The sequence below is a fragment of the Mycobacterium persicum genome (assembly GCF_002086915.1).
Taxonomy (GTDB): Bacteria; Actinomycetota; Actinomycetes; order Mycobacteriales; family Mycobacteriaceae; genus Mycobacterium; species Mycobacterium persicum.
On the sequence record NZ_MWQA01000001.1, the window covers coordinates 3,240,583 to 3,260,669 of the forward strand.

The window sequence follows — 20,087 nt, forward strand, 5'->3', positions numbered from 1 at the left end:
TCCACAAAGCAGGTAGTCGCCGGCGAGCCGCAAGAAGTTCCATGGGAGTTGTCGGATGCGCCACGAGTGCCGGTGTAGTCCGGTCAACCACCAAAGAGCAGGACGGCGAAAACGATAGCCATCGCCAGAGCCATCGATATCCGGCCGGTCTGCGCCAGGACGTCGCGCGTGCAGCCGGTCCCACCGCGCCGCCATCCGGCCATGGAGATGGCGGCCCACACGATCGCCGCGACCGTGAAGACCAAGAACCACAACCAGTTGACGGAGGCCACCCATCCCGGCTGGATGCTGTCCGCCGGCATGGGCATCGCAGACATCTGCATGCCAGGCATCGAGTTGGCCGTCGATGCCTGGTGGGGGGTGACCGGGTTGCCGGGCAGCAGATGACCGTTCATCACGACGTACATCCATGTCATAGCGAGCATCATCAATGCGTGGTAGCCGCCGGCCGTCCACTGTGCGATCGTCTTGGCCGAGACGGCGGTCAGCGCGATAAACCACCCGGCCGCCAGCAGAAAAAAGGCCGCGGGTCCGGTCGTCGGCGCATGGAGACCCCAGGGCCAAATCATCACCACCATCGCAATCGCCATCACCAGATGCAGCCCATTGCTGACGAGGTAGACCCACCGTCGCCGCGGGCCGATCGCGGCGACGACGTAGCTGGCGCCGCCCAGCATGAAAAGTCCGGTCACCAGCCAACGAAGCAGCAGTTCATCGACCATGTGGAGCTCGATCGCCGGGGTGCGGGGAGGTCATGACGTCCTTTCAGGCTCGGTATCGACAGCCTCCGAAGAATATGCGGTCCGCCATCGGTCGGTGAGGCCGGCGAATCCAAGGCTGGGCAACGGGCGCCCGGTGCGACATCGGGTCGTAAGCTCGTGGGGTGCAGACCGACGCGACCGCTGACCGTTCGCCGTCGGCGGCGCCGGCCCCGCGGTCGATCTCGTGGGCATTGGCCGGGCTGCTTCTTGGTCTGATCGGAATCTCGGGGGTGTTGGCTGGCTACGGGCTGGCGTCGGGAGCGCGCCGCTATGCCACGGCGGGTAACCCCTATCCGGGTGCGTTGCTTTGCGTCGCGGAGCCGCTCGGATACTTTCTGGCGTCGTTGGCGACCGCAGTGTGCCTGGGTGCCTTGTTGTACGTCGTCATCGGGTCGCGCCCGGAGCACGACGGCTTGATCGATGCGGCGGCATTCCGGATTCACCTTGTGGCAGAGCGTTTATCCGTTGCCTGGCTGGGGCTTGCGGTGGTGATGGTGGTCATTCAGGCCGCCCACGATGCCGGTGTGGCGCCGTCGCAGCTGTTGGGCGGTGGAGCGCTGCTCGACGCCGTCGGCGCCTCTGAGGTCGCACGGGCATGGATCGTGGCGGCGATCGGCGCGTTGGTGGTCACCGTCACGCTGCGGCTCACCACTCGATGGGTCGGCCATTTCGTGTTGCTCATCCCCACCGTGATCGCCGCGGTTGCGACGGCGGTCACCGGTAACGCGGGGCAGGGGCCGGACCATGACTACACCACCAGCGCCGCGATTGTCTTCACGTTGGCCCTTGCCGCGCTGACCGGGCTGAAGACGGCCACTGCGGTGGCCACCGCGCCGCCGGGTCGGGCTGTGCGGGTGATGCAGGTGGCCTGCGGAGCGTTGACCCTGTCCTACGGAGCGGTGCTGCTGTATCTGCTGATCCCGGGATGGTCGTTGGATTCGGACTTTGCTCGCCTCGGTCTGGCGGCGGGCCTGGTGGTAGCGCTGGTGTGGTTATCGGACTGTTGGCGCTTATTCGTCCGGCCCGGGGATTCCGGCGGTGCCCGTATCGCCGGCGCCGTGGCCATGATGGCCGTGATGGCTGCGGTGGCCGCGATGGCGGTTCAGACCGCGCCGCGGTATGTCACCCACCAGTTCTCGGCGTGGGACGTCTTTCTCGGGTACGAACTGCCGGAGCCGCCGAACGTCGCCACGTTGCTCACCGAGTGGCGGTTCGACAGCCTGGTCGGGACACTTGGCGTGGTGCTCGCCGTCGGCTATGTGGTCGGTTACGTGCGCCTGCGGATGAACGGCAATGCCTGGCCCGTCGGCAGATTGATGGCATGGCTGATCGGTTGTATCGTCCTGGTTTTCACCAGCAGCTCGGGCATGCGCGCCTACGGGTCGGCGATGTTCAGCGTCCACATGGCCGAGCACATGACGCTGAACATGTTCGTCCCGGTGCTGCTGGTGTTGGGCGGCCCGGTCACCTTGGCGCTGCGGGTATTGCCCGCAGCCGGTGACGGACAGCCGCCCGGCCCCCGCGAGTGGCTGACCTGGCTGCTGCATTCGCGGGTGACAGCGTTCTTGTCGCATCCGATCACCGCGTTCATCCTCTTTGTGGCCTCGCCGTACATCGTTTATTTCACACCGCTGTTCGACATTTTGGTGCGCTATCACTGGGGCCACGAGTTCATGGCCGTCCACTTCCTGATCGTCGGGTACCTCTTTTACTGGGCGATCATCGGTATCGACCCGGGACCACGCCGGCTTCCCTATCCGGGTCGGATCGGGTTGCTGTTCGCGGTCATGCCATTTCACGCCTTCTTCGGCATCGCGTTGATGACCATGTCATCGGCGATTGGCAGCGGATTTTACCAGTCGGTTGCGCTTCCCTGGCTGCCGAGTATTGTCGCCGATCAGCATCTTGGCGGCGGAATTGCCTGGGGTGCAACCGAACTGCCCATTGTCATCGTGATCGTGGCGCTAGTGGCGCAGTGGGCGCGCCAGGACCGGCGTGTCGCCACCCGTGAGGACCGGCATGCGGACAGCAACTACGCCGACGACGACCTGGATGCCTACAACGCGATGCTTCGCGAACTTTCCCGGATGCGTCGATGATGCGGGCCGGATCCTGGGGCCGGAGCTGCTGAGCAGCAGTCGGATTCATTTCGGACTCGTCGCATCGGCCACCCCGGTATCCGCGGGTTTGCGGTGTTGGGTTTGCCCGTCTCATGCGGCTGGTCAGCGATGATTCGCGCCCAGCCTTCGATGATGCCCATGCCCACGTTGGCTGTGTGATTGGCACGCCGATACCGCTCCTTCGCTCAAATCGCTTGTGATGGCGGGCGTTCGGGGGATATCGCGTCCTCACCGAATTTGGCGTCATGCCGCTGTATCGGGTGTGCAATGACGGCTTTGGCTGTGTGCGTAGGGCGGGAAAATCTATGATCGACCGCCTTGACGGCACTGTCGGCGCCGTGAGCGCACACTCGGCGTGATCAGTTCCCCATATCGGGGCCGCAGTCCCACAACCGCTTTCAGTGACGGATCTGTTGTGCGCCTAAGCGTGTGGCTGGTTGGCGGGCAAACCGGTTACCTGCTCGGCCTGACATCGGTATGAAAGATGTCGATGGTGCGACTTCGCATCTAGCCACCGCGCTACCCAGAGTCCTGGTCCAAGCAATCACGCGGACCCAGGCTTAGCCGGTTGACAATATGCCCGCCTATCAGCGACGAGCCAAGGGGCGCAACGAATGTGTCGGTAACGGGTGGGCAGAAATCGGCACCCCGAACCCGCAGTGCTAGCCCGCCGCTGGGATTCGGGGCATGACATAGGCGCGCGGCGGGATCCGCAACGCGCTGTTGACACCGCTGCCACCGCCGGAGGGTGTCGGCCCGAGCGGTAGCCCGCCCAGCATGTGTCCCGGCGCGCCTTGCGCAGCGCTGCCCAGGCTGGTGGCGGGCAGCGCCCGCACAGCCGGGTTGATCGCATGATTGGTCGCGGCCCAGCTTTGCGGTACCGATAACGAGCCCACCGAAGCGGCCCGGCCCAACCCGGCCGCCAACCCCGAACCGGCCAGCCCGCCGGAAGCCGACCCCACCGCTGTCGTCCCGCCCGCAATCGCCTTGGCCGCGGCGCCGGCAGCCTCGCTGATCGCGGCGGGCACCACCCTGGACATCGCGGCGCCCATCTGGGTCATGGCAAGCGTGTTGTTGGTCACCGAAACGCAGTTCTGCCCAATTGACACGATGTCTCTGAAGGTGCCCAGGTGCGGCGAGATCTCCCTCCACAGTTCCACCAGCCAGTTCCACGGTGCCGGCTCGCTGAGCATTCGTAGCGCCCGCGGCACCACGGACATCAGCTGCCTGATGGCGGCGGCTTCGACCTGCCCGACCAGTGCGAGCTGCCGGGCCAGCCCATCGGTGCGGGTGGTTTCCGGGGCCTCCTCGAACGGCGTCAACGTCGATGCGGCCGCCGAGGCAGCCGCATAGCCATACATCGCGGCGGCGTCGCGGGCCCACATTTCCGCGTACTGCGCTTCGGTCGCCGCGATCGCCGCGGCGTTCTGCCCGAAGATATCGGTGGCGACCAGTGTCATGAGCATGGCCCGGTTCTCCGCGACAACCGGTGGCGGCACCGTCATCGAAAACACGGCATTGAACGCGGTCACCGCCGCCATGGCTTGGATGCCGGCCTGCTCGGCCTGGGTCGCGGTAGCGCTCATCCACGCGACATACGGCGCCGCCGCGGCCGCCATCAACACCGACGCCGGACCCAGCCAGGAACCCACCGTCAGCCCCGAGATCACCGACTCGTATGACGCGGCCAGCGAGTACAGATCAGCCGCCAGACACTCCCACGCCGCCGCCGCGGCCAGCAGCGAGCCGGCACCCGGACCGACGTACATTCTGGCGGAGTTGATCTCCGGTGGTAGTGCTCCGAAATCCATCATGTGTGTGCCCTCGTCCCAGCTCGGCTGATTTAGCGGGCTGTCATCGCGCCGGCGGCCGCAGCGGCGGCGTACGAACCGGAGCCGGTCCCGAAGGCGGCCAAAGCACTGACCACCCGATATCGCGCCGCGCCGGGCCCACCGCGTGAACGCTTCGTCGACGTCGGCGGCATTGCCGGTTGCGCCGCAACGAACATCCGCTTCCTCCTCAGTTCCGCGAAGCCCGAACAATCGCACGGGTGATCAAAGTTGTTGCCAATCAAGTGGTCTGAAAGCCCGCGGGAGCTCCGTCGCCGGCTGCGTTGGCGTGACGGAGCATGCCGATAACCGCTGCGACGTGTCGTGGTTGATGTTCCGACGCCGGCGCCGGCCATCGGTTATCGACTGATACCGAGGTTATCGGGCGATACCTGGTGCGTCAAGGGTTGTTGATCGGATATTGGCGACCGTGGCCCTCGCTCGGTGCTCGCGGGTGGCCAGAGGCTGCCATCCAGGCGAGGTTGCGGGCCGGTTGGCAAACCGGCCTTTGGCGGCCAGTTATCAACTGATATCATCGACTGGTGTTGCTATCGGCCGATAACCGATGTGGGCTCAAAGTCCTTTTTGACGACCCGCGGGACAGGCGTATGTCGAACGCCAATTCATTAGCCGAGGTTTGTTGTACCGCTGCTGCTTTTGGCATCAGACCGGCTCGGCGCGACATTGCGATCTAGCGAGGTCATGGCGATGTCTGAGCGGCCGTCCGTGGCAATCGTTGTCCCCGCGCATAATGAAGAACGCTTTATCGGCAAATGTCTTGAGGCATGCCTGGACCAAACATCGGCACCGGACGAGATAATCGTTGTCAACAACAAGTCGAGTGACAACACCGTATCGATCGTGCGCCGGTATCAAGAAGCGAACCCCCATATCGATATACAGCTGGTCAACCAAACTGAGCATCTAGGTATCGCGCCGACGCGAAACTGTGGGTTCGACCATGCGCGCAGTCAGATCATCGGCCGGATTGACGCCGATTCCATCGTCGACAGAGACTGGGTCGAGACGATTCGCCGGTGTTTTCAAGACTCCGCCGTCGATGCGGCCACCGGCCCGGTCCATTACTACGACATTCCACTGCGTTGGCTGATATTCAGGATCGACCACCTGGTCCGCCGCAAGCTGCATCGCACGGCAACCGATCAACGGTTCCTCTTGGGCGCCAACATGGCAATCCGGACCTCGGCGTGGCAGGCGGTGCGTCATCTCACGCGGCTGGACCTGGAAGACCGACTGCACGAAGACATCGATCTTGCGCTGACGCTTTTCAAGAACAATTTCGAGATCGCGTACGAATCCACGATGGTGGCGGGCGCGTCTGGCCGCCGGGTGGAATGCTCACCGCTCGACTTTTTCCGATATGCCACGCGCTATACCAGGACCACAAAGGCGCACGGTGTCAAGAGCCGCTCGGCGCGTATCACGATTACCGTTCTCATGCTCGGATATTTCCCGGTCCGAACACTGCGGTTCTTTTATGACGCCGAGAACAATCGGTTCACGTTTTCAAGGCTGCGCGGCCGGTTCACCATCGCCGCTGGGCTGCGGGCTCGGCGGGTCTGGGCGGCAGTCTGAACGCTGGCATGACGAGATAAGCGATGGCACCACCTGGTGCCATGGTTTAGTATCTGCGCATGAACGCAGGTATGTGGGCTTCACGCGTGTCGCGTGAGGTTCCGGAGTGTGGGCGACGACGAGTCGTTGGTCAACCAGTTCGCCGAGCGGGCGGGCCGGCCCGCGCCGGTCGGGGCATCACCGCCGACCTTCCGCAGCGAAAGGCACGTCGGAAATGAGCGACCATCACACCGAAACCTTCAGCGGCGCGGCCACTTATGGTCACAATCACTCGGACAACCACCACGGCCACGACCATCGCAAAGGGTGGCGAGCCGTGGTCAGAGAGATCTTCGCCCCGCACTCTCACGACGCCGCCGACAGCATCGACAATGCGCTGGAAGCCAGTGCGGCCGGGATCCGTGCGGTCAAGATCAGCCTGTTGGTGCTGGGAATCACCGCGCTCGCCCAGGTTGCCGTCGTGCTCATCTCCGGGTCGATTGCCCTGGCAGCCGACACCGTCCACAACTTCTCCGACGCGCTCACCGCGGTGCCCCTATGGATCGCATTCGCGTTGAGCACCAAGGCTGCCACCCGCCGCTACACCTACGGCTTCGGCCGTGTCGAGGATCTGGCTGGCCTATTCGTGGTAGCGATGATCACGATGTCGGCGGTCATCGCCGGCTACGAGGCCGTCGTGCGGCTCATCCACCCCCGGCCCGTCGAAAACGTCGGCTGGCTTGCCCTGGCCGGTCTAATGGGATTCGTCGGCAACGAATGGGTCGCGCTGTACCGGATCGGCGTCGGCCGACGCATCGGCTCAGCCGCCTTGGTTGCCGACGGCCTGCACGCCCGTACCGACGGATTCACTTCCCTGGCCGTGCTTTTTGCCGCCGGCGCTGCCGCCCTGGGCTTCCCGCTGGCCGACCCGATCATCGGTCTGGTGATCACCGTGGTCATTCTGGCTGTGCTGCGCACCGCGGTGCGCGACGTTTTCCACCGCCTGCTGGACGGCGTGGACCCGGCCCTCATCGACACTGCCGAAACCGCCCTGGCCGCACTGCCCGGGGTTCGAGCAGTTCGCAGCCTACGGATGCGCTGGATCGGCCACCGCTTGCACGTCGACGCCGAACTCGACATCGAGCCAACCCTGAGCCTGGCTGCGGCACACCGCATTGCCCACGACGCCGAACACGATCTCGTCCACGCCGTCCCCAAACTCACCACGGCGCTGATCCACGCGTACCCCGCCGATCACCCAAACGGCAACAGCGCCTGCCCGCCTGGGCGCTCGTCCGCGTGAAGTGCGCTATCCGGCCGCCGGCGGACGTGGCACGACCATGGGACGAAAGCCGTATCGCGGTACCGCACCGCCTATGCTCTGCCCGGATGTCCCGGCAATCGGAACACCGGGCATCCCCGGCGCGCCTGGCGCGCTTTCGGGCACCACGCCCCAGCTGGTCGGGAGCGCCGCGGCGGCAGAGCCGGCCGCGGGAAGCGCGGCCCAGCTTGCCGGCACCGACAACCCGCCGATCGATCCCGCTCCGCCCAAACTCGCCGGCATCGCCGCACCGGCCGACGACATACCGGCCACCGAACCAATCCCACCCGCCAGCGCCGAACCCAACGACGCCGCGTCGCCGGTGGCGACCTGCGCCGCCGACCCCGCCACCAGCGAGAGCGACGCCAGCGACTGGGTCAGCCCCAAACATGAACTGACCGAGCTCAGGATCAGCGGCGCAGCGGTGACAAATATGAAGTCCAGCCAATCCGGTGGGTCCATGGACAACATCGGTGATGCGAGTTCCTGCAGGGCCTGGGGCACCCGGGACAGCAGTTGCGACAGCATGGTCAGCTGCGCGTCCGACTCGGCGGCCCTGGCCACCGCAGCGGCCTGGGCGGTCAATCCCGCTTCGTTGGTGGTCGGCGGCGGGTCGGCGAAGGGCGCCACCCGGGATGCGGCCGCGGAGGCGGCCGCATACGCGTACATCGCGGCAGCGTCCTGAGCCCACATTTCGGCGTACTGCGCCTCGGTGGTCGCGATCGCCGTGGTGTTTTGACCCAGCGCATTGGTCGCGACGAGCGAGGACAACACCGTCCTGTTGGCCGCCACCTCCGCCGGCGGAACGGTCATCTGAAACGCCATTTCATAGGCGTGCGCGGCCGCCCTGGCCTGGCTCGCCGCGTGCTGTGCCTGGGACGCGCTGGTGGCAAGCCAGGACACATACGGCGCCGCCGCCGCAGCCATGGACGCCGATACGGACCCCCGCCACGGTCCCTCGGTCAGTCCCGACACCACCGACAGGTACTCGACCGCCGTCGCGTACAAGTCGGCGGCCAGCACCTCCCACGCCGCGGCCGCGGCCCGCAACGACCCCGAGCCGCCGCCGGCGTACATCCGACCCGAATTGATCTCCGGCGGCAATGCTGCGAAATCCAGCATGGCTAACCGCCAACAGCTTCGACAAGGCGCCGTGGCGCCGTCACCGGTCGGATTCCATTCAGCCGCACCCGCATAGCCAATGGCCAATCAGTACAGGGCTTTTCGGCGTCAAGATTCATCGAGGACATGGAGGTTGCTCCTTGAGTCAGCACAGAAGGCGGTGGAGAGTTATCAGCCGATAACCTCCACCTGAGGTTATCAGCTGATAACTTGGTGTCAAGATCGCCTGGAGCGGTCTGGATACTCGCCCAAAGCGCTGACACGAAGGCCGCGGGCGATCACCCGGCCGCGACTCCCACGGCCCGCCCCGGCCCGCTCGCTGGTGCGGTGTGCCTGCCATGCCGAGACAGGCCCGCCACCGCAACTAACCCCACGAGAATCAATGCCCCCCAGGCAAATTCGTCGACGTTAAAGCGGTGTGCCGCGCTCAGCAGCACCCCGATCACCAGGTTGCCGATGAGCAGACCGATTCCGACAACGGTCTTGTAAAAGCCGTAGTGGGTGGCCACCAGCCGGTCTCCGGATAACGAGACCACCCTGTCCAGTTCGAAGGGGAACACCACCGCCGCGGCAAGCGCGAGCAGACTCGCCGACAGCAACAGCGCCAGCACCGCGGCGGCAGTACCGAACCGTTGCTCGTTGGGAACGACCGCAAGGGGCACGAAAGATCCCGTCAGCGCCATGACTCCGATGGGCAGGCTCCGCCCGGGTTCCCACCGCGCCCCGAACCAGCGGGTGAGGTGGCGCTGGCCGGCCACCGTGACAAAACTGGAAATCAGGAATAGCACTGCCACCAAGGAGGTTTGGGAGTGCGGCGCCAGCCGCGACGCATGCAGCGGAAGGGCGAGGTTGATCTGGAATTCCAGCACATATGCGCCGATCATGGCTGCGGCGAACCACAATACCGATCGGTTGCCCAACACGGCGCGCCAGTCCTCGATGACCGAGCTCCTCTCCGCATACCGTGCCCTGCCCGCGGCCCGGCCGGCTTTGTCCGGGGGTAACGCCAACAGCTGCGCGACACTGAGGGCCGCGAAAACGACCGCAGCGGCCATCACCGATACCCGGAAGTCCATTGCCACCAAAGCCAGTCCAACCAGCGGGCCGAGCAGAATCCCCGATTGGTAGAAGACGTTGAACATCGCAAACGCCTCGATCCTGCGGTCCTCGGCGTCGGCCGCCAGGTAGGCGCGCGCTGCCGGATTAAACAGCGCACCAGCGAAACCCATTGCCGCCGAGGCGATTATCACAATAGGCAAGGACTGTGCGAGCATCAGCAGCACGAATCCGCCGGTACGCACCAGACATCCGGCCACGATCAGCGGCTTGTAGCCGAACCGGTCGGCCAGCGTCCCTCCCACGAAAAACATGCCCTGCTGGGGGCGAAGTTGCGCACACCCAGCACCAGGCCCACCGCCCACGCCGCCAGCCCGAGCGGGCCCGCCAGATAGCCGGCCAAGTACGGCATCAGCATGTAGAAGCCCACATTGATCGCGAACTGGTTGACCATCAGCACGCGGCTGGGATGATTGAAGCTGCGGAACTGAGCAACAATTCCCATCATCACAGCACCCGGGCCGAGCTCCATGCCGTGCCGGGGGCCGGCGCTGCTTCCGACGATGACGCGGTGGCGCAGGCGGAAACCAACCGTCGTTGCCGGTCGTCGAAAGCAGGGCTCGTCGACCGGCCGGCGCGGACCAGTCGCCATGTCCGACCGACCCCGACGAGCACGCCGGCCGGCAGCCGCGGCTCTTCTCGCGGTTCGTCGGGGCGCGAATCCTTTTGGGTGGTAAGCAGTTTACTGCCGATGATGGCGGCGATGTTCATCACCAGCAGACGCACCACCTGCATGGTCGCCACCAGCGGCTCGGCCGCCGAGTCGCTGGCTGCCAGCGCCACATAGATTCCGCCCGGTGTGGTCGCCAGATATGCCTGGGTAAAGGACACACCGGTCCAGGCCGACACCACGAACGTCAACGCCAAGCACCCAGCGATGGCGACTCCGATGAAGGCGCATGTCAAAGGCAGTAGTCGCAGGCATTGACGGAGTGCGCCGAGGGTGAGGGCGCCTCCGGCCTGCCACCCGATCACGACGTATGCGACGGCATTGAGCGTGGGCGGCAGGGCCAGCACGAATTGCCCGGGGCCGGGGAGTTGAGTCACCAGTGCGACCAGCATGGGAGCGATCAGAAACGGCGCCGGCCATTTCCACTTCAATCCGGCGTAACCGGCTGCGACGATGACCACGATCGCGGCCACACTGGAGACCAGCGTGGCGTGACTCCCGGCTGGATGCGACCGGCCCGCTGGAGCGCCGACACATTGCAGGACCAGCGGAACCGTCAGCGCGACCGCGACCACCCGAAGGTATTGCGACAGCGCCACGTAACGATGATCGACGCGCAATTCCGGTGCCATGGTGCATATTCCGCTGGCCCCGCCCGCCAATGTCGACAGCAACGCGGTTGCCGGCGACAGCGTTTTCGCGGCGCGGGTCAAGGCAAGGCCGCAGACCAGGCATAAGATCAGCGTCGCTGCGGAGCACACCGCAGAGATTCCGAGGTATCCGGCGATCGTGGTACTGGCCAGGCCGCTCAGCGGCACGGCGACCGCCATGCCGATGCATCCCTGCGCCGGCCGAAGCAGAAGCTTGTGCGGCACGAACTCCCCGCCCGCCAACACCGCCATGCATCCGGCACTGGCCAGCGCGGCGATCAGCCATCCGATCGGCATGTGAAATGCCGAGAGCAGCAGCCCAAGTGTGATCGTGAGTAGCAGACAGCACGACCAGTAACCGCCGGTTCGCAGCTTTTGTCGGATATCCATCGTTCAGGCGACCATTTTGCCCAGGTCGGCAAACACATAGCCGTCGAACAGCTTTCGCGCTGTGCTGCGCAGCACCGCGGAAATCCTGTCGGCCCCGCCGCCGTCGACGACCTCCACGTCCATTGCGCCGACCGGATGTTCGATCACCAACGGCCCGGCGGTGAAGCGTTGCGGGAGAAGTCTTCCGACAACCGTGTCGGCGAAGGTTGCTGCCGTCGCCAGACATAGCGCCCCGGAAACCGCGTGGGTTGGATGGCAGCTGCTCGGCACGAAGTAGCGCGACCGGAGATCACCACGGTGCGACTTGGAGATCAGCATGACCTTCGGCAGAACGCGTCCGGTGGCGTCGCCGAGGCCCATCGCGACCGCAGCACGCAGCCGGACCAATTCGATATCGCACAGCAATTCGCGATCGCCGGTAAGCTGCTGCGGCGATTCGTCGCCCGCGATCCCGAACGCTTCCGCGTGGGCGATGATGGCGCACACCCCGGCGTCAATCGCGGTGACCGCGACTCCGTCGACATCGTCGACGGGATTTCCCGTCGGGAACAATGCCCCGGTGCTCCCGCCGCAGAACTCGCTGAACACCATGTCGATCGCCGCGGCGCGTCCGGGCACACCGCTGATTTCGAATTCGCCGGCATACTCGACCTGCCCGCCCGGGGTGGGCACCGAAACCGCCACGGTAGCACCGGTGTTAACCAGATGGACCCGGATCGAGGTGTGACCGTCAACCGGTGCGACAAGTCCGCGCTCGATCGCGAACGGTCCCACCCCGGCGAGGATGTTCCCGCACGTCGGTGTCCAATCCACCCGCATGGATTCGACATCCACCTGTGCGAACAGATAGTCGATGTCACTGCCTTGACGGGTCGCCGGCCCGACTATCGCGACCTTGCTGGTTGTTGAGCTGCCGCCGCCAAGTCCGTCGATCTGCCGGTGATCTGGTGAGCCCATGACGGCAGGCAGCAGCACATTCCGGTCTGCACTGACGCGATCGAGATCCGACTTGAGCAGGTAGACCCCTTTGGAGGTGCCGCCCCGCATCAACATCGCTGGCACCGAGATCATTTGGGGCCCGCTACCGGCCGGGTGGGCGGTTTGGGCTTCACCATGGACATAGACATTCGCTTTTGGACCCTCCTTGGAGTGCCGGGCTAACTGCCCGGCGCTGCCAGTGAGGGCGGTGCAGTTGACATCGGCTATCGACTGATAACAAAAGTTATCATCTGATATCCCGGGCGGTCAAGGGGTGGGCGCCGGCGAAAAATCGGCGTTATGGGGTCGGCCGCTACCGCGTGAAGCCACGTCAAAAGGTCTTGACATCCGGTTATCAGCCGATACCATAAACCCATGTTATCCACTGATAACCAACAACGCCAAGCCGCAATCGCGGCGAGCTCGTGGACCCGGACGCCGGAACTCAACATGCGGACCCTGGTGACCGGCAGCTCCGGCCACCTGGGCGAGGCACTGGTGCGAACCCTGCGGCAGCGGGGAGCCGACGTCATCGGTCTGGACAGCCGGCCGTCGAAGTGGACCGATGTTGTCGGATCGGTGACTGACCCGGCTTTGTTGCGCGAGGTGATGGCCGGCGTAGAGGTGGTATTTCACACGGCTACCCTGCACAAGCCGCAGCTGGCCTTCGTGCCGAGTCATGAATTTGTGGAGACGAATATCAGCGGCACTCATCATCTGCTCGACGCCGCGGTCGCGGCGAACGTCCGCTCCTTTGTGATGACGTCCTCGACAACGGTTTTCGGGGACGCGCTGGTGCCGCCGCCGGGCGAGCCCGCGGCCTGGATCAACGAATCGGTGGTGCCGATACCGAAAAACATCTACGGGGTGACCAAGGCCGCCGCCGAGGACCTGTGCCAGCTGGCGCATCGTAACGACGGCCTGGCCTGTGTGGTGCTGCGGGTGGCGCGGTTCTTCGCCGAGTTCGACGATATGCCCGACGATTACGACGGTCGCAGCGACGACAACATCAAGGCCAACGAGTATGCATGCCGGCGCGTCGCCCTCGAGGACGCGGTCGACGCGCATCTGAGGGCGGCGCAGCTCGCACCGAGCCTGGGATTCGCCCGGTACATCATCTCCGCCACCACACCGTTCGCTCAGGAGGACATGGCCGAGTTGCGAACTGACGCAGCCGCGGTGCTGGCGCGTCGGGTGCCGGATGCCGCGGCGGTGTGGGCCGAACGTGGCTGGCGGTTTCCCGACCGGCTGGACCGCGTGGACGTCAACACCCGGGCCCGCCAGGAACTGGGATGGAATCCACGCTTCGATCTGAATGCCGTCGCAGCCCGGGTGGCCGACGGCGAACCGGTCCGCACGCCGCTGTCGCAACTGGTGGGCGCCAAGGAATATGCCAGCAGCTCCTACCACGTAGGGGTATTTCACCCGGTCAGGACCGACAGGCCTGCCAAGGCCCACCGCGGTCAGTGTGCCGGTGTTGCGCCGCGTAACCAACATCCCGCGACCGCGCCGCGGTCACGGTCGCATCCGGCGCAACGGCTCGCGGCAGAAGCCTGAGAGGCCGGGCCGCGATGCTGCTCGTGTCGTACCGGAACCGCACAGCTGCGCTGGTGGCTGATGGCTTACCTTAGGTGCATGTCCGGGGAAGCCGCACGACGCAGCCCAACGGCGGACCGCATCTTGCGCGCGGCCGCCGAGCTCATCTCGCTGCGGGGCTACTCCGCCACCTCGACCCGGGAGATCGCCGCCGCCGTCGGCGTCGAGCAGCCGGCCCTCTACAAGCACTTCTCCTCGAAGAAAGACATTCTCGCGGCATTGGTGCGGCTCGCTCTGGAGCGTCCCCTGGCGGTGGCCGACGAGCTCGCGGCGGTGCGCGCCCCGGCGGTGGTCAAGCTGCACCGCTGGCTCCTGGAGACCTACGAGTATGTGAATCGCTCGCCCAACGTACTGGCCGCCATCATCATCACCCCGGAACTGCAGCATGACGACGCTTTCGCGGCCGAACAGGCGCTGGTTTCGAAGATCGAGCCGGTGATCGTGGATCTCATTCGGGCGGGACAGGACGAAGGCGATGTGCGCGAACTGAATCCGGTTTCGGTAGCCAGGCTGATCGAGGCGATGTTCGACGCAGTGACGTTCCCGGATCTCGCGGTCGATCCCGTTGAGATCGTGGAGTTCACCTTGGTCGCGTTGCTGGCCGATCCCGCTCGATTACCCAAAATTCGTTCCGCCGCTGATGCTTTGGAGATCAGCGCGGAACCCGCACATCTTCCTGGATGAGCGCGGTTGCGGTGGCCGGCGCTACTTGATGGTTACTGGCCCAAAGCTGTTCTGGGCCTAGGACGGCGCGGATCTAGTGCCCTCGTGATAGGACACAACTGCGGCTTTCCCATCAGCCACATCAGTCTCACGGGTTCGGGATGTCTCGTTCTGCCCGCCTGCCCGCGACAAATTCGTTGCGCCCCTTGGCTTGTCGCTAATGGCGGTCGTGGGACTGCGCCCCGGCATGAGGAGAAGGAAATCGCGTGCTGGTGCTGCTGGGTCGGCGGCTGGGGGCGCCGAGTGCGCGGTGATGGCGCCGAGTGCGCGCTGATGGCGCCGACTGTGCCGTCAGGGCGGGCCGATCGTGGATGTTCCCGCCTTACATACACAGTCAAAGCCGTCACCGCACACTCGATACGGCGGCATACCAGCCGATAACGGTGAGCGCGCGCGACTTCCCCCGAACGCCTCCCATCACAAGAGGTTTGAGCGAAGGTGCGGTATCGGCGTGCCGAAAACAGAGCCAAGGTATGCCGAAAACAGAGCCAGATATCCAAGGCTGCGCCACAGGACATCGCTCACCGCAGCATTCGTGGTCCCCATGAATTCCGAGTGAGGCGAGCAAAATGCGCACCGGCTGGGGTTCCATGTGAATGATGTGGTCGCCTGGTCCGGGACTCCGCGCAGCGCGGTGACTAGATCAGCATGGGCGCTACCCCTGGCCGACGACGGAAAAGTCGCCACTCCCCGACAGTGCCGCCTGGACCTGTTCGCGGGTGAGTTCCACATCGGCCGAAATCCGCACTGTCGACGGGCCGTCGGCGTCCAGATCGACGGCGACGGAGCTGACGGGCTCCAGGGCCGTCAGCGCGTGGGTGACGGTGTCGACGCACCCCGCACAGCGCAGTCCGTCGACGGAGAAGGTTTGTTCGGCCATCATTGACTCCCAAAGTTACGTAACCGCAGGCTGTTTGACACCACGAAGAACGACGAGAACGCCATCGCGGCGCCGGCGATCAGTGGGTTGAGCAGGCCGGCGGCCGCGATCGGGATGGCGGCGACGTTGTAACCGAACGCCCAGATCATGTTCATCCGGATGGTCCGCAAGGTGGCGCGCGCCAGATCCAGTGCCTGCGGGACGATGTGCAGGTCGTCGCGAACCAGGATGATGTCGGCCGCACCGATCGCGACGTCGGTGCCACGTCCGATCGCCAGCCCCAGGTCGGCACCTGCCAGGGCAGGACCGTCGTTGATACCGTCGCCGACCATGGCGACGGTATGTCCCTGGTCGCGCAGGCGCTGGATCACGCTGACTTTGCCTTCGGGCAGCACATCGGCGATGGCGGTGTCGATACCGACCCGGGAAGCGACCGCATCGGCCACGGCCGGATTGTCGCCGGTGAGCAGCATGGTCTGCAGCCCACGGCTGCGTAGCGCCCGGACCGCGTCTGCCGCCGACTCCTTGACCGCGTCGGCAATCGTGACGGCGGCGCAGGCCACGCCGTCCACGGACACGAAAACGACTGTCTCGCCGCGTGACTCGCCTTCGCGGCGGGCGTCGTCCAACGCGGCGTCGGACGGTGTGTCGCGGGTGATCCAGGAGGGCTTGCCGACTTCGACGTGGTGGCCGCCGACACGTCCCGACACGCCGCATCCGGCCACCGAGGCGAAATCGGCGACCGGAGCCGGGGCCGGCGACGCCGCGACGATGGCGGTTGCCACGGCATGCTCGGAGGCCGCTTCCACGGCGGCGGCCAGCGCCAGGACCTCCGCGGAATCGCGCCCGGCGGCCGTCGTCACCGTGCTTACCCGCAACTGGCCGACGGTCAAGGTGCCGGTCTTGTCGAACACCACCGTGTCGATGCCATGGATGGTTTCCAGCGCCCGGTAACCCTTGATGAAGATTCCCAGCTGCGCACCCCGCCCGGAGGCCACCATCATCGCCGTCGGGGTGGCCAGCCCCAGCGCGCACGGGCAGGCGATTACCAGCACCCCGAGCGTCACCGAGAATGCCCGGTCCGCGCCGGCCCCGCTGAGCAGCCAGCACCCACCGGCCACGATCGCGATGGCAAAGACCACCGGCACGAACACCGCGGAGATCCGGTCGGCCAGGCGTTGCGCGCCGGCCTTCTGCGCCTGTGCTTCCTCGACGAGGCGAACCATCGCGGCGAACTGGGTGTCCGCGCCCACGGCGGTGGCCTCGATGACCAGGCGGCCGTCCAGCACGACGGTGCCGCCCAGGACCGGGGAGTCCGGAGCCGACCGGACCGGCTTGGCCTCGCCGGTCATCGCGCTCATGTCGATTGCCGCGGCGCCGTCGAGGACGACCCCGTCGGCGGCGATGGTTTCGCCGGGACGGGTCACGAAGCGCTGTTGCCTTTTGAGTTCGCCGGCCGGGATCACCAGTTCGGCTCCGTCGGGCAGCAGCACCGTCACATCCTTGGCGCCCAGCGCGGCCAGCGCGCGCAACGCGCTGCCGGCCTTGGATTTGGCGCGGGCTTCGAAGTACCGGCCGGCCAGGACGAAGACCGTGACTCCGGCGGCGACCTCGAGATAGATGGAGTCGCTGTTGAGGATCGCCTGCCAGATTCCGCTGCTTTCCCGCGGATGCTTGTCGACGAACACCGTCGACAGCGACCAGGCGGTGGCCGCCGTGATGCCCACCGAGATGAGCGTTTCCATCGACGCGGTCCGGTGCCGCGCGTTTCGCAGCGCCACCGAGTGGAAGGGCCAGGCGGCCCACGTCACGATGGGGGCGGCCAGCGCGGTCAGCACAAACCCCCAGCCGGGGAACCTGGCGCTGGGCACGAGCGCGCACATGGTCGACAGATCGGCCAGCGGCACGAAGAGCACCGCCGCCACCAGCAGCCGCCACAACAGTTTGCGGGCATGCTCGGCGTCGGGATCGCGCTCGTCGGTGGCCGACTCCGCATGCGGGACCGCGTGGTATCCGGCGCTCTCGACCACCTGGCACAGCTCGTCGACCGCGTGGCCGACGGCATCGATCGTGGCGACGCGGGTGGCGAAGTTGACCGATGCCCGCACCCCGGGAACCTTGTTCAGCTTCGTTTCGACCCGGCTCGCGCAGGCGGCGCAGGACATTCCGGCGATATCGAGCTGGATATATGTCGGCGACGGCCGGGCGGAGCCGAGGTCGGAGTCCCCCACAACTGGAGCCGCCACGGCCCTCCTCGGATTGGCTTGGATTGGCTTGGGTTGGTGTTTGTGCCCTTGTCAGCCTACAAGTCGGACACCGGCGGCAATCGGTTCCCGCTATCGGGAAGGCTCGTTGACCAGTGCGTACAGCCGCCACCGGCCCGGCACACCTTTGAGATCGTGGTCACCGCGCTCGGCGAAGCTGTGCTTGGAGCCGGTGACGATGTCGCGCACCGTCGAGGACACCAGCACTTCACCGGGTTCGGCGAGCGCCATGACCCGCGCGCCGATGTGCACGGCCATGCCGGCGACGTCGCCGTGGTGGCCTTTCCGGGCGCCGCGTACCTCGACTTCACCGGCGTGGATGCCGACTCTGACCTCGATGCCGAGTACCCGGACCGCGCCAACGACGTCGGCGGCGCAGGCGATCGCCGCGCTGGGGCTGTTGAACGTCGCGACGAAACCGTCGCCCGCGGTGTTCACCTCTTGCCCGCCGAAGCGCTGGATTTCGTGACGGACCAGAGTGTCGTGGTTGTCGAGCAGGTCGCGCCATCGATCGTCACCGAGGGTGGCCGCACGTTGGGTCGAGCCGACGATGTCGGTGAACATGATCGTGGTGAGCACCCGCTCGGTGAGCGAGCCGCGCACCCCGGTGATGAACTCCTCGACCTCGTCGAGCAGCGCCGCGGTGTCGCCGACCCAGTACAGCGAATCGGAGCCGGGTAGCTCGACGAAGCGTGATCCGGCGATGTGCGCAGCAAGGTAACGGCCGTGTTCGACCGGCACGTATCTCGAACGCGCACGATGCAGGATCAGCGTGGGCGCGGTGATGTGTGGCAGGCAGTCGCGCGCGTCGGAGTCGCGCACGGCGTTGTTGAAGGCCCGAGCCGCGCTCGGCGATGCCGCCCGGTTGCCCGCCAGATCCCACCATGAGCGGAAAGCGATGTCCCGGGCCACGCTGGGAGCCAGGATGCGCAGCACGTCAAAGCCCTGCTCGACGGCATCCGGCTCCACCGCGACGGTGAGGAATGGGTCGGCTGTCTTCGAGTCGATTCCGATCTCATAGTCGGGCGCCCGCATCGTGCGTGCTGAGCCGTCGACGATCACCAGGCTCTGCACCCGTTCGGGATAGCGGGCGGCGAAAAGCAGCGCCGTCGTCGCGGTGAAGCCGGACCCGAAGACCGTGGCTCGCTCGCATCCCACGGCATCCATGACCGCGACCGCGTCCTCGGCCCAGAACTTGGGGCCGAGCAGCTCCGCCGACGGAACGCGAGACGACAGGCCGACCCCTCGATGGTCGAATCGGATCAGCCGGCTGAACGAGGCCAGCCGCCGGTGAAAGCGGTACATCGACGGCTCGGCGTCGATCGTGTCGACCGGAATGGTCGGCCCCGGCACGACGAGCAGGTCGATCGGACCATCGCCGAGCACCTGGTAGGCGATGTCCAGTTCGCCGCACTTGGCGTAGCGGGTCCTGGGAGTGGGGGACACCTCGGACACGGCTACCCGCTGACGATCGGGACGAGATAGCGGGCGGCGTAGTCGCGGACGGCCGCGTCGTCGGAGGTGTCGAGGCGGTCGGTGGGGAACATGATGATGCCGACCGCGACCCGCAGCAGGATGTCGGCGATGTTAGCGAGGTCGGAGTCGGGCATGCCGGCACCGCAGCGCCGCAGCGTGCGGGCGATCCCGTCGGCGAATTGGCCGATCGGGAACACATGCGATCGGGAGAACCTGCCGAACAGCTCGGGTTCGCTCTCGGCGATGCGCGCATACAGCGGCGAGTCTTTGATCAGTCGCACCCCGAGGGTGAACGCCTCGATCACCGCCTGCTGTGGATCGAGGCCGTCGGTGGCGTTGTCGAGCGTGGTGAAGAACCGTTCGGCTTCGCGGCGCACGACGCGTTCGAAGAGTTCGTCCTTGGTGGGGAAGCGTCGATAGATGGTGCTGCGGCTCACTCCGGCGCGCGCCGCGACGTCTTCGATGTTGGCCCGGCGCAGGCCGTAGGTTTCGAACACCGTGCGGGCGGTGTCCAGGATGGTTCGGTCCAGGTCGGTGATCGACTCGGCCGTGTCGGTGCTCGTTTCGGCGCCCATCCTGGACTGCATGATAGTTCGGCCCTGCCTTCGAGATTGCC

General features: G+C 66.0%; 14 protein-coding genes and 1 pseudogene. 5 read left to right on the forward strand and 10 right to left on the reverse strand.

Annotation, left to right across the window (positions count from 1 at the left end; all coding sequences use genetic code 11):
* Window positions 1–83 precede the first annotated feature (83 nt).
* The gene (locus tag B4U45_RS14870) at window positions 84–722 is read right to left on the reverse strand and encodes a DUF5134 domain-containing protein (protein ID WP_083154726.1); all 639 of its coding nucleotides are present in this window, start codon (window positions 720–722) and stop codon (window positions 84–86) included.
* Window positions 723–883: 161 nt separating this feature from the next.
* Here B4U45_RS14870 and B4U45_RS14875 point away from each other — a divergent pair, with 161 nt between their 5' ends.
* Window positions 884–2,860 carry a cytochrome c oxidase assembly protein gene (locus B4U45_RS14875; protein ID WP_075548634.1) on the forward strand — a complete coding sequence of 659 codons (1,977 nt, stop codon included), beginning with the start codon at window positions 884–886 and terminating at the stop codon, window positions 2,858–2,860.
* A 683-nt stretch (window positions 2,861–3,543) separates the two neighbouring features.
* Here the strand turns inward: B4U45_RS14875 and B4U45_RS14880 are convergent.
* A complete protein-coding gene (locus B4U45_RS14880; RefSeq protein WP_083154731.1) occupies window positions 3,544–4,695 on the reverse strand; it encodes a PPE family protein in 1,152 nt (383 codons plus the stop codon).
* A 717-nt stretch (window positions 4,696–5,412) separates the two neighbouring features.
* On the opposite strand from B4U45_RS14880, the gene B4U45_RS14885 reads away from it, so the two are divergent.
* Both B4U45_RS14885 and B4U45_RS14890 read left to right on the forward strand, forming a co-directional pair.
* Entirely contained in the window at window positions 5,413–6,306 is an 894-nt protein-coding gene (locus B4U45_RS14885) for a glycosyltransferase family 2 protein (RefSeq protein WP_082275560.1), read from the forward strand.
* Between the two features lie 214 nt (window positions 6,307–6,520).
* A complete protein-coding gene (locus B4U45_RS14890; protein WP_082275561.1) occupies window positions 6,521–7,588 on the forward strand; it encodes a cation diffusion facilitator family transporter in 1,068 nt (355 codons plus the stop codon).
* Window positions 7,589–7,594: 6 nt separating this feature from the next.
* Here B4U45_RS14890 and B4U45_RS14895 read toward each other — a convergent pair whose 3' ends face one another.
* From B4U45_RS14895 to B4U45_RS14910, 4 genes and pseudogenes are all read right to left on the reverse strand, one after another.
* The gene (locus B4U45_RS14895; protein WP_075548635.1) at window positions 7,595–8,728 is read right to left on the reverse strand and encodes a PPE family protein; all 1,134 of its coding nucleotides are present in this window, start codon (window positions 8,726–8,728) and stop codon (window positions 7,595–7,597) included.
* A gap of 278 nt (window positions 8,729–9,006) precedes the next feature.
* Window positions 9,007–10,289 (reverse strand): annotated as a pseudogene (locus tag B4U45_RS14900) (MFS transporter).
* A 2-nt stretch (window positions 10,290–10,291) separates the two neighbouring features.
* A complete protein-coding gene (locus B4U45_RS14905; protein ID WP_075548636.1) occupies window positions 10,292–11,554 on the reverse strand; it encodes an AbrB family transcriptional regulator in 1,263 nt (420 codons plus the stop codon).
* A gap of 3 nt (window positions 11,555–11,557) precedes the next feature.
* Complete coding sequence (locus B4U45_RS14910) at window positions 11,558–12,625, reverse strand: PrpF domain-containing protein (protein WP_075548637.1); 1,068 nt, start codon at window positions 12,623–12,625, stop codon at window positions 11,558–11,560.
* A 357-nt stretch (window positions 12,626–12,982) separates the two neighbouring features.
* Here B4U45_RS14910 and B4U45_RS14915 point away from each other — a divergent pair, with 357 nt between their 5' ends.
* Window positions 12,983–14,089, forward strand: a complete 1,107-nt coding sequence (locus B4U45_RS14915; RefSeq protein ID WP_219859571.1) for an NAD-dependent epimerase/dehydratase family protein — start codon at window positions 12,983–12,985, stop codon at window positions 14,087–14,089.
* Window positions 14,090–14,167: 78 nt separating this feature from the next.
* The gene (locus B4U45_RS14920; RefSeq protein ID WP_075548638.1) at window positions 14,168–14,812 is read left to right on the forward strand and encodes a TetR/AcrR family transcriptional regulator; all 645 of its coding nucleotides are present in this window, start codon (window positions 14,168–14,170) and stop codon (window positions 14,810–14,812) included.
* Window positions 14,813–15,506: 694 nt separating this feature from the next.
* Here the strand turns inward: B4U45_RS14920 and B4U45_RS14925 are convergent.
* From B4U45_RS14925 to B4U45_RS14940, 4 genes are all read right to left on the reverse strand, one after another.
* Window positions 15,507–15,731 (reverse strand): heavy-metal-associated domain-containing protein, encoded by a 225-nt coding sequence (locus tag B4U45_RS14925; RefSeq protein WP_075548639.1) that lies wholly within the window; start codon window positions 15,729–15,731, stop codon window positions 15,507–15,509.
* Complete coding sequence (locus B4U45_RS14930; RefSeq protein WP_075548640.1) at window positions 15,731–17,977, reverse strand: heavy metal translocating P-type ATPase; 2,247 nt, start codon at window positions 17,975–17,977, stop codon at window positions 15,731–15,733. The genes B4U45_RS14925 and B4U45_RS14930 overlap by 1 nt, the downstream gene beginning before the upstream one ends.
* A 90-nt stretch (window positions 17,978–18,067) precedes the next feature.
* Window positions 18,068–19,450 (reverse strand): adenylate/guanylate cyclase domain-containing protein, encoded by a 1,383-nt coding sequence (locus tag B4U45_RS14935; protein WP_075548641.1) that lies wholly within the window; start codon window positions 19,448–19,450, stop codon window positions 18,068–18,070.
* A gap of 2 nt (window positions 19,451–19,452) precedes the next feature.
* Complete coding sequence (locus tag B4U45_RS14940; protein WP_075548642.1) at window positions 19,453–20,058, reverse strand: TetR/AcrR family transcriptional regulator; 606 nt, start codon at window positions 20,056–20,058, stop codon at window positions 19,453–19,455.
* Window positions 20,059–20,087 lie beyond the last annotated feature (29 nt).

What these genes read in the sequence shown, in the direction of transcription:
- B4U45_RS14925 (WP_075548639.1), bottom strand. Translation starts at nt 15,731, where the DNA reads ATGGCCGAACAAACCTTCTCCGTCGACGGACTGCGCTGTGCGGGGTGC.
- B4U45_RS14905 (WP_075548636.1), bottom strand. Translation starts at nt 11,554, where the DNA reads ATGGATATCCGACAAAAGCTGCGAACCGGCGGTTACTGGTCGTGCTGT.
- B4U45_RS14870 (WP_083154726.1), bottom strand. Translation starts at nt 722, where the DNA reads ATGGTCGATGAACTGCTGCTTCGTTGGCTGGTGACCGGACTTTTCATG.
- B4U45_RS14915 (WP_219859571.1), top strand. Translation starts at nt 12,983, where the DNA reads ATGCGGACCCTGGTGACCGGCAGCTCCGGCCACCTGGGCGAGGCACTG.
- B4U45_RS14910 (WP_075548637.1), bottom strand. Translation starts at nt 12,625, where the DNA reads ATGATCTCGGTGCCAGCGATGTTGATGCGGGGCGGCACCTCCAAAGGG.
- B4U45_RS14880 (WP_083154731.1), bottom strand. Translation starts at nt 4,695, where the DNA reads ATGATGGATTTCGGAGCACTACCACCGGAGATCAACTCCGCCAGAATG.
- B4U45_RS14940 (WP_075548642.1), bottom strand. Translation starts at nt 20,058, where the DNA reads ATGCAGTCCAGGATGGGCGCCGAAACGAGCACCGACACGGCCGAGTCG.
- B4U45_RS14895 (WP_075548635.1), bottom strand. Translation starts at nt 8,728, where the DNA reads ATGCTGGATTTCGCAGCATTGCCGCCGGAGATCAATTCGGGTCGGATG.
- B4U45_RS14885 (WP_082275560.1), top strand. Translation starts at nt 5,413, where the DNA reads ATGGCGATGTCTGAGCGGCCGTCCGTGGCAATCGTTGTCCCCGCGCAT.
- B4U45_RS14920 (WP_075548638.1), top strand. Translation starts at nt 14,168, where the DNA reads ATGTCCGGGGAAGCCGCACGACGCAGCCCAACGGCGGACCGCATCTTG.
- B4U45_RS14890 (WP_082275561.1), top strand. Translation starts at nt 6,521, where the DNA reads ATGAGCGACCATCACACCGAAACCTTCAGCGGCGCGGCCACTTATGGT.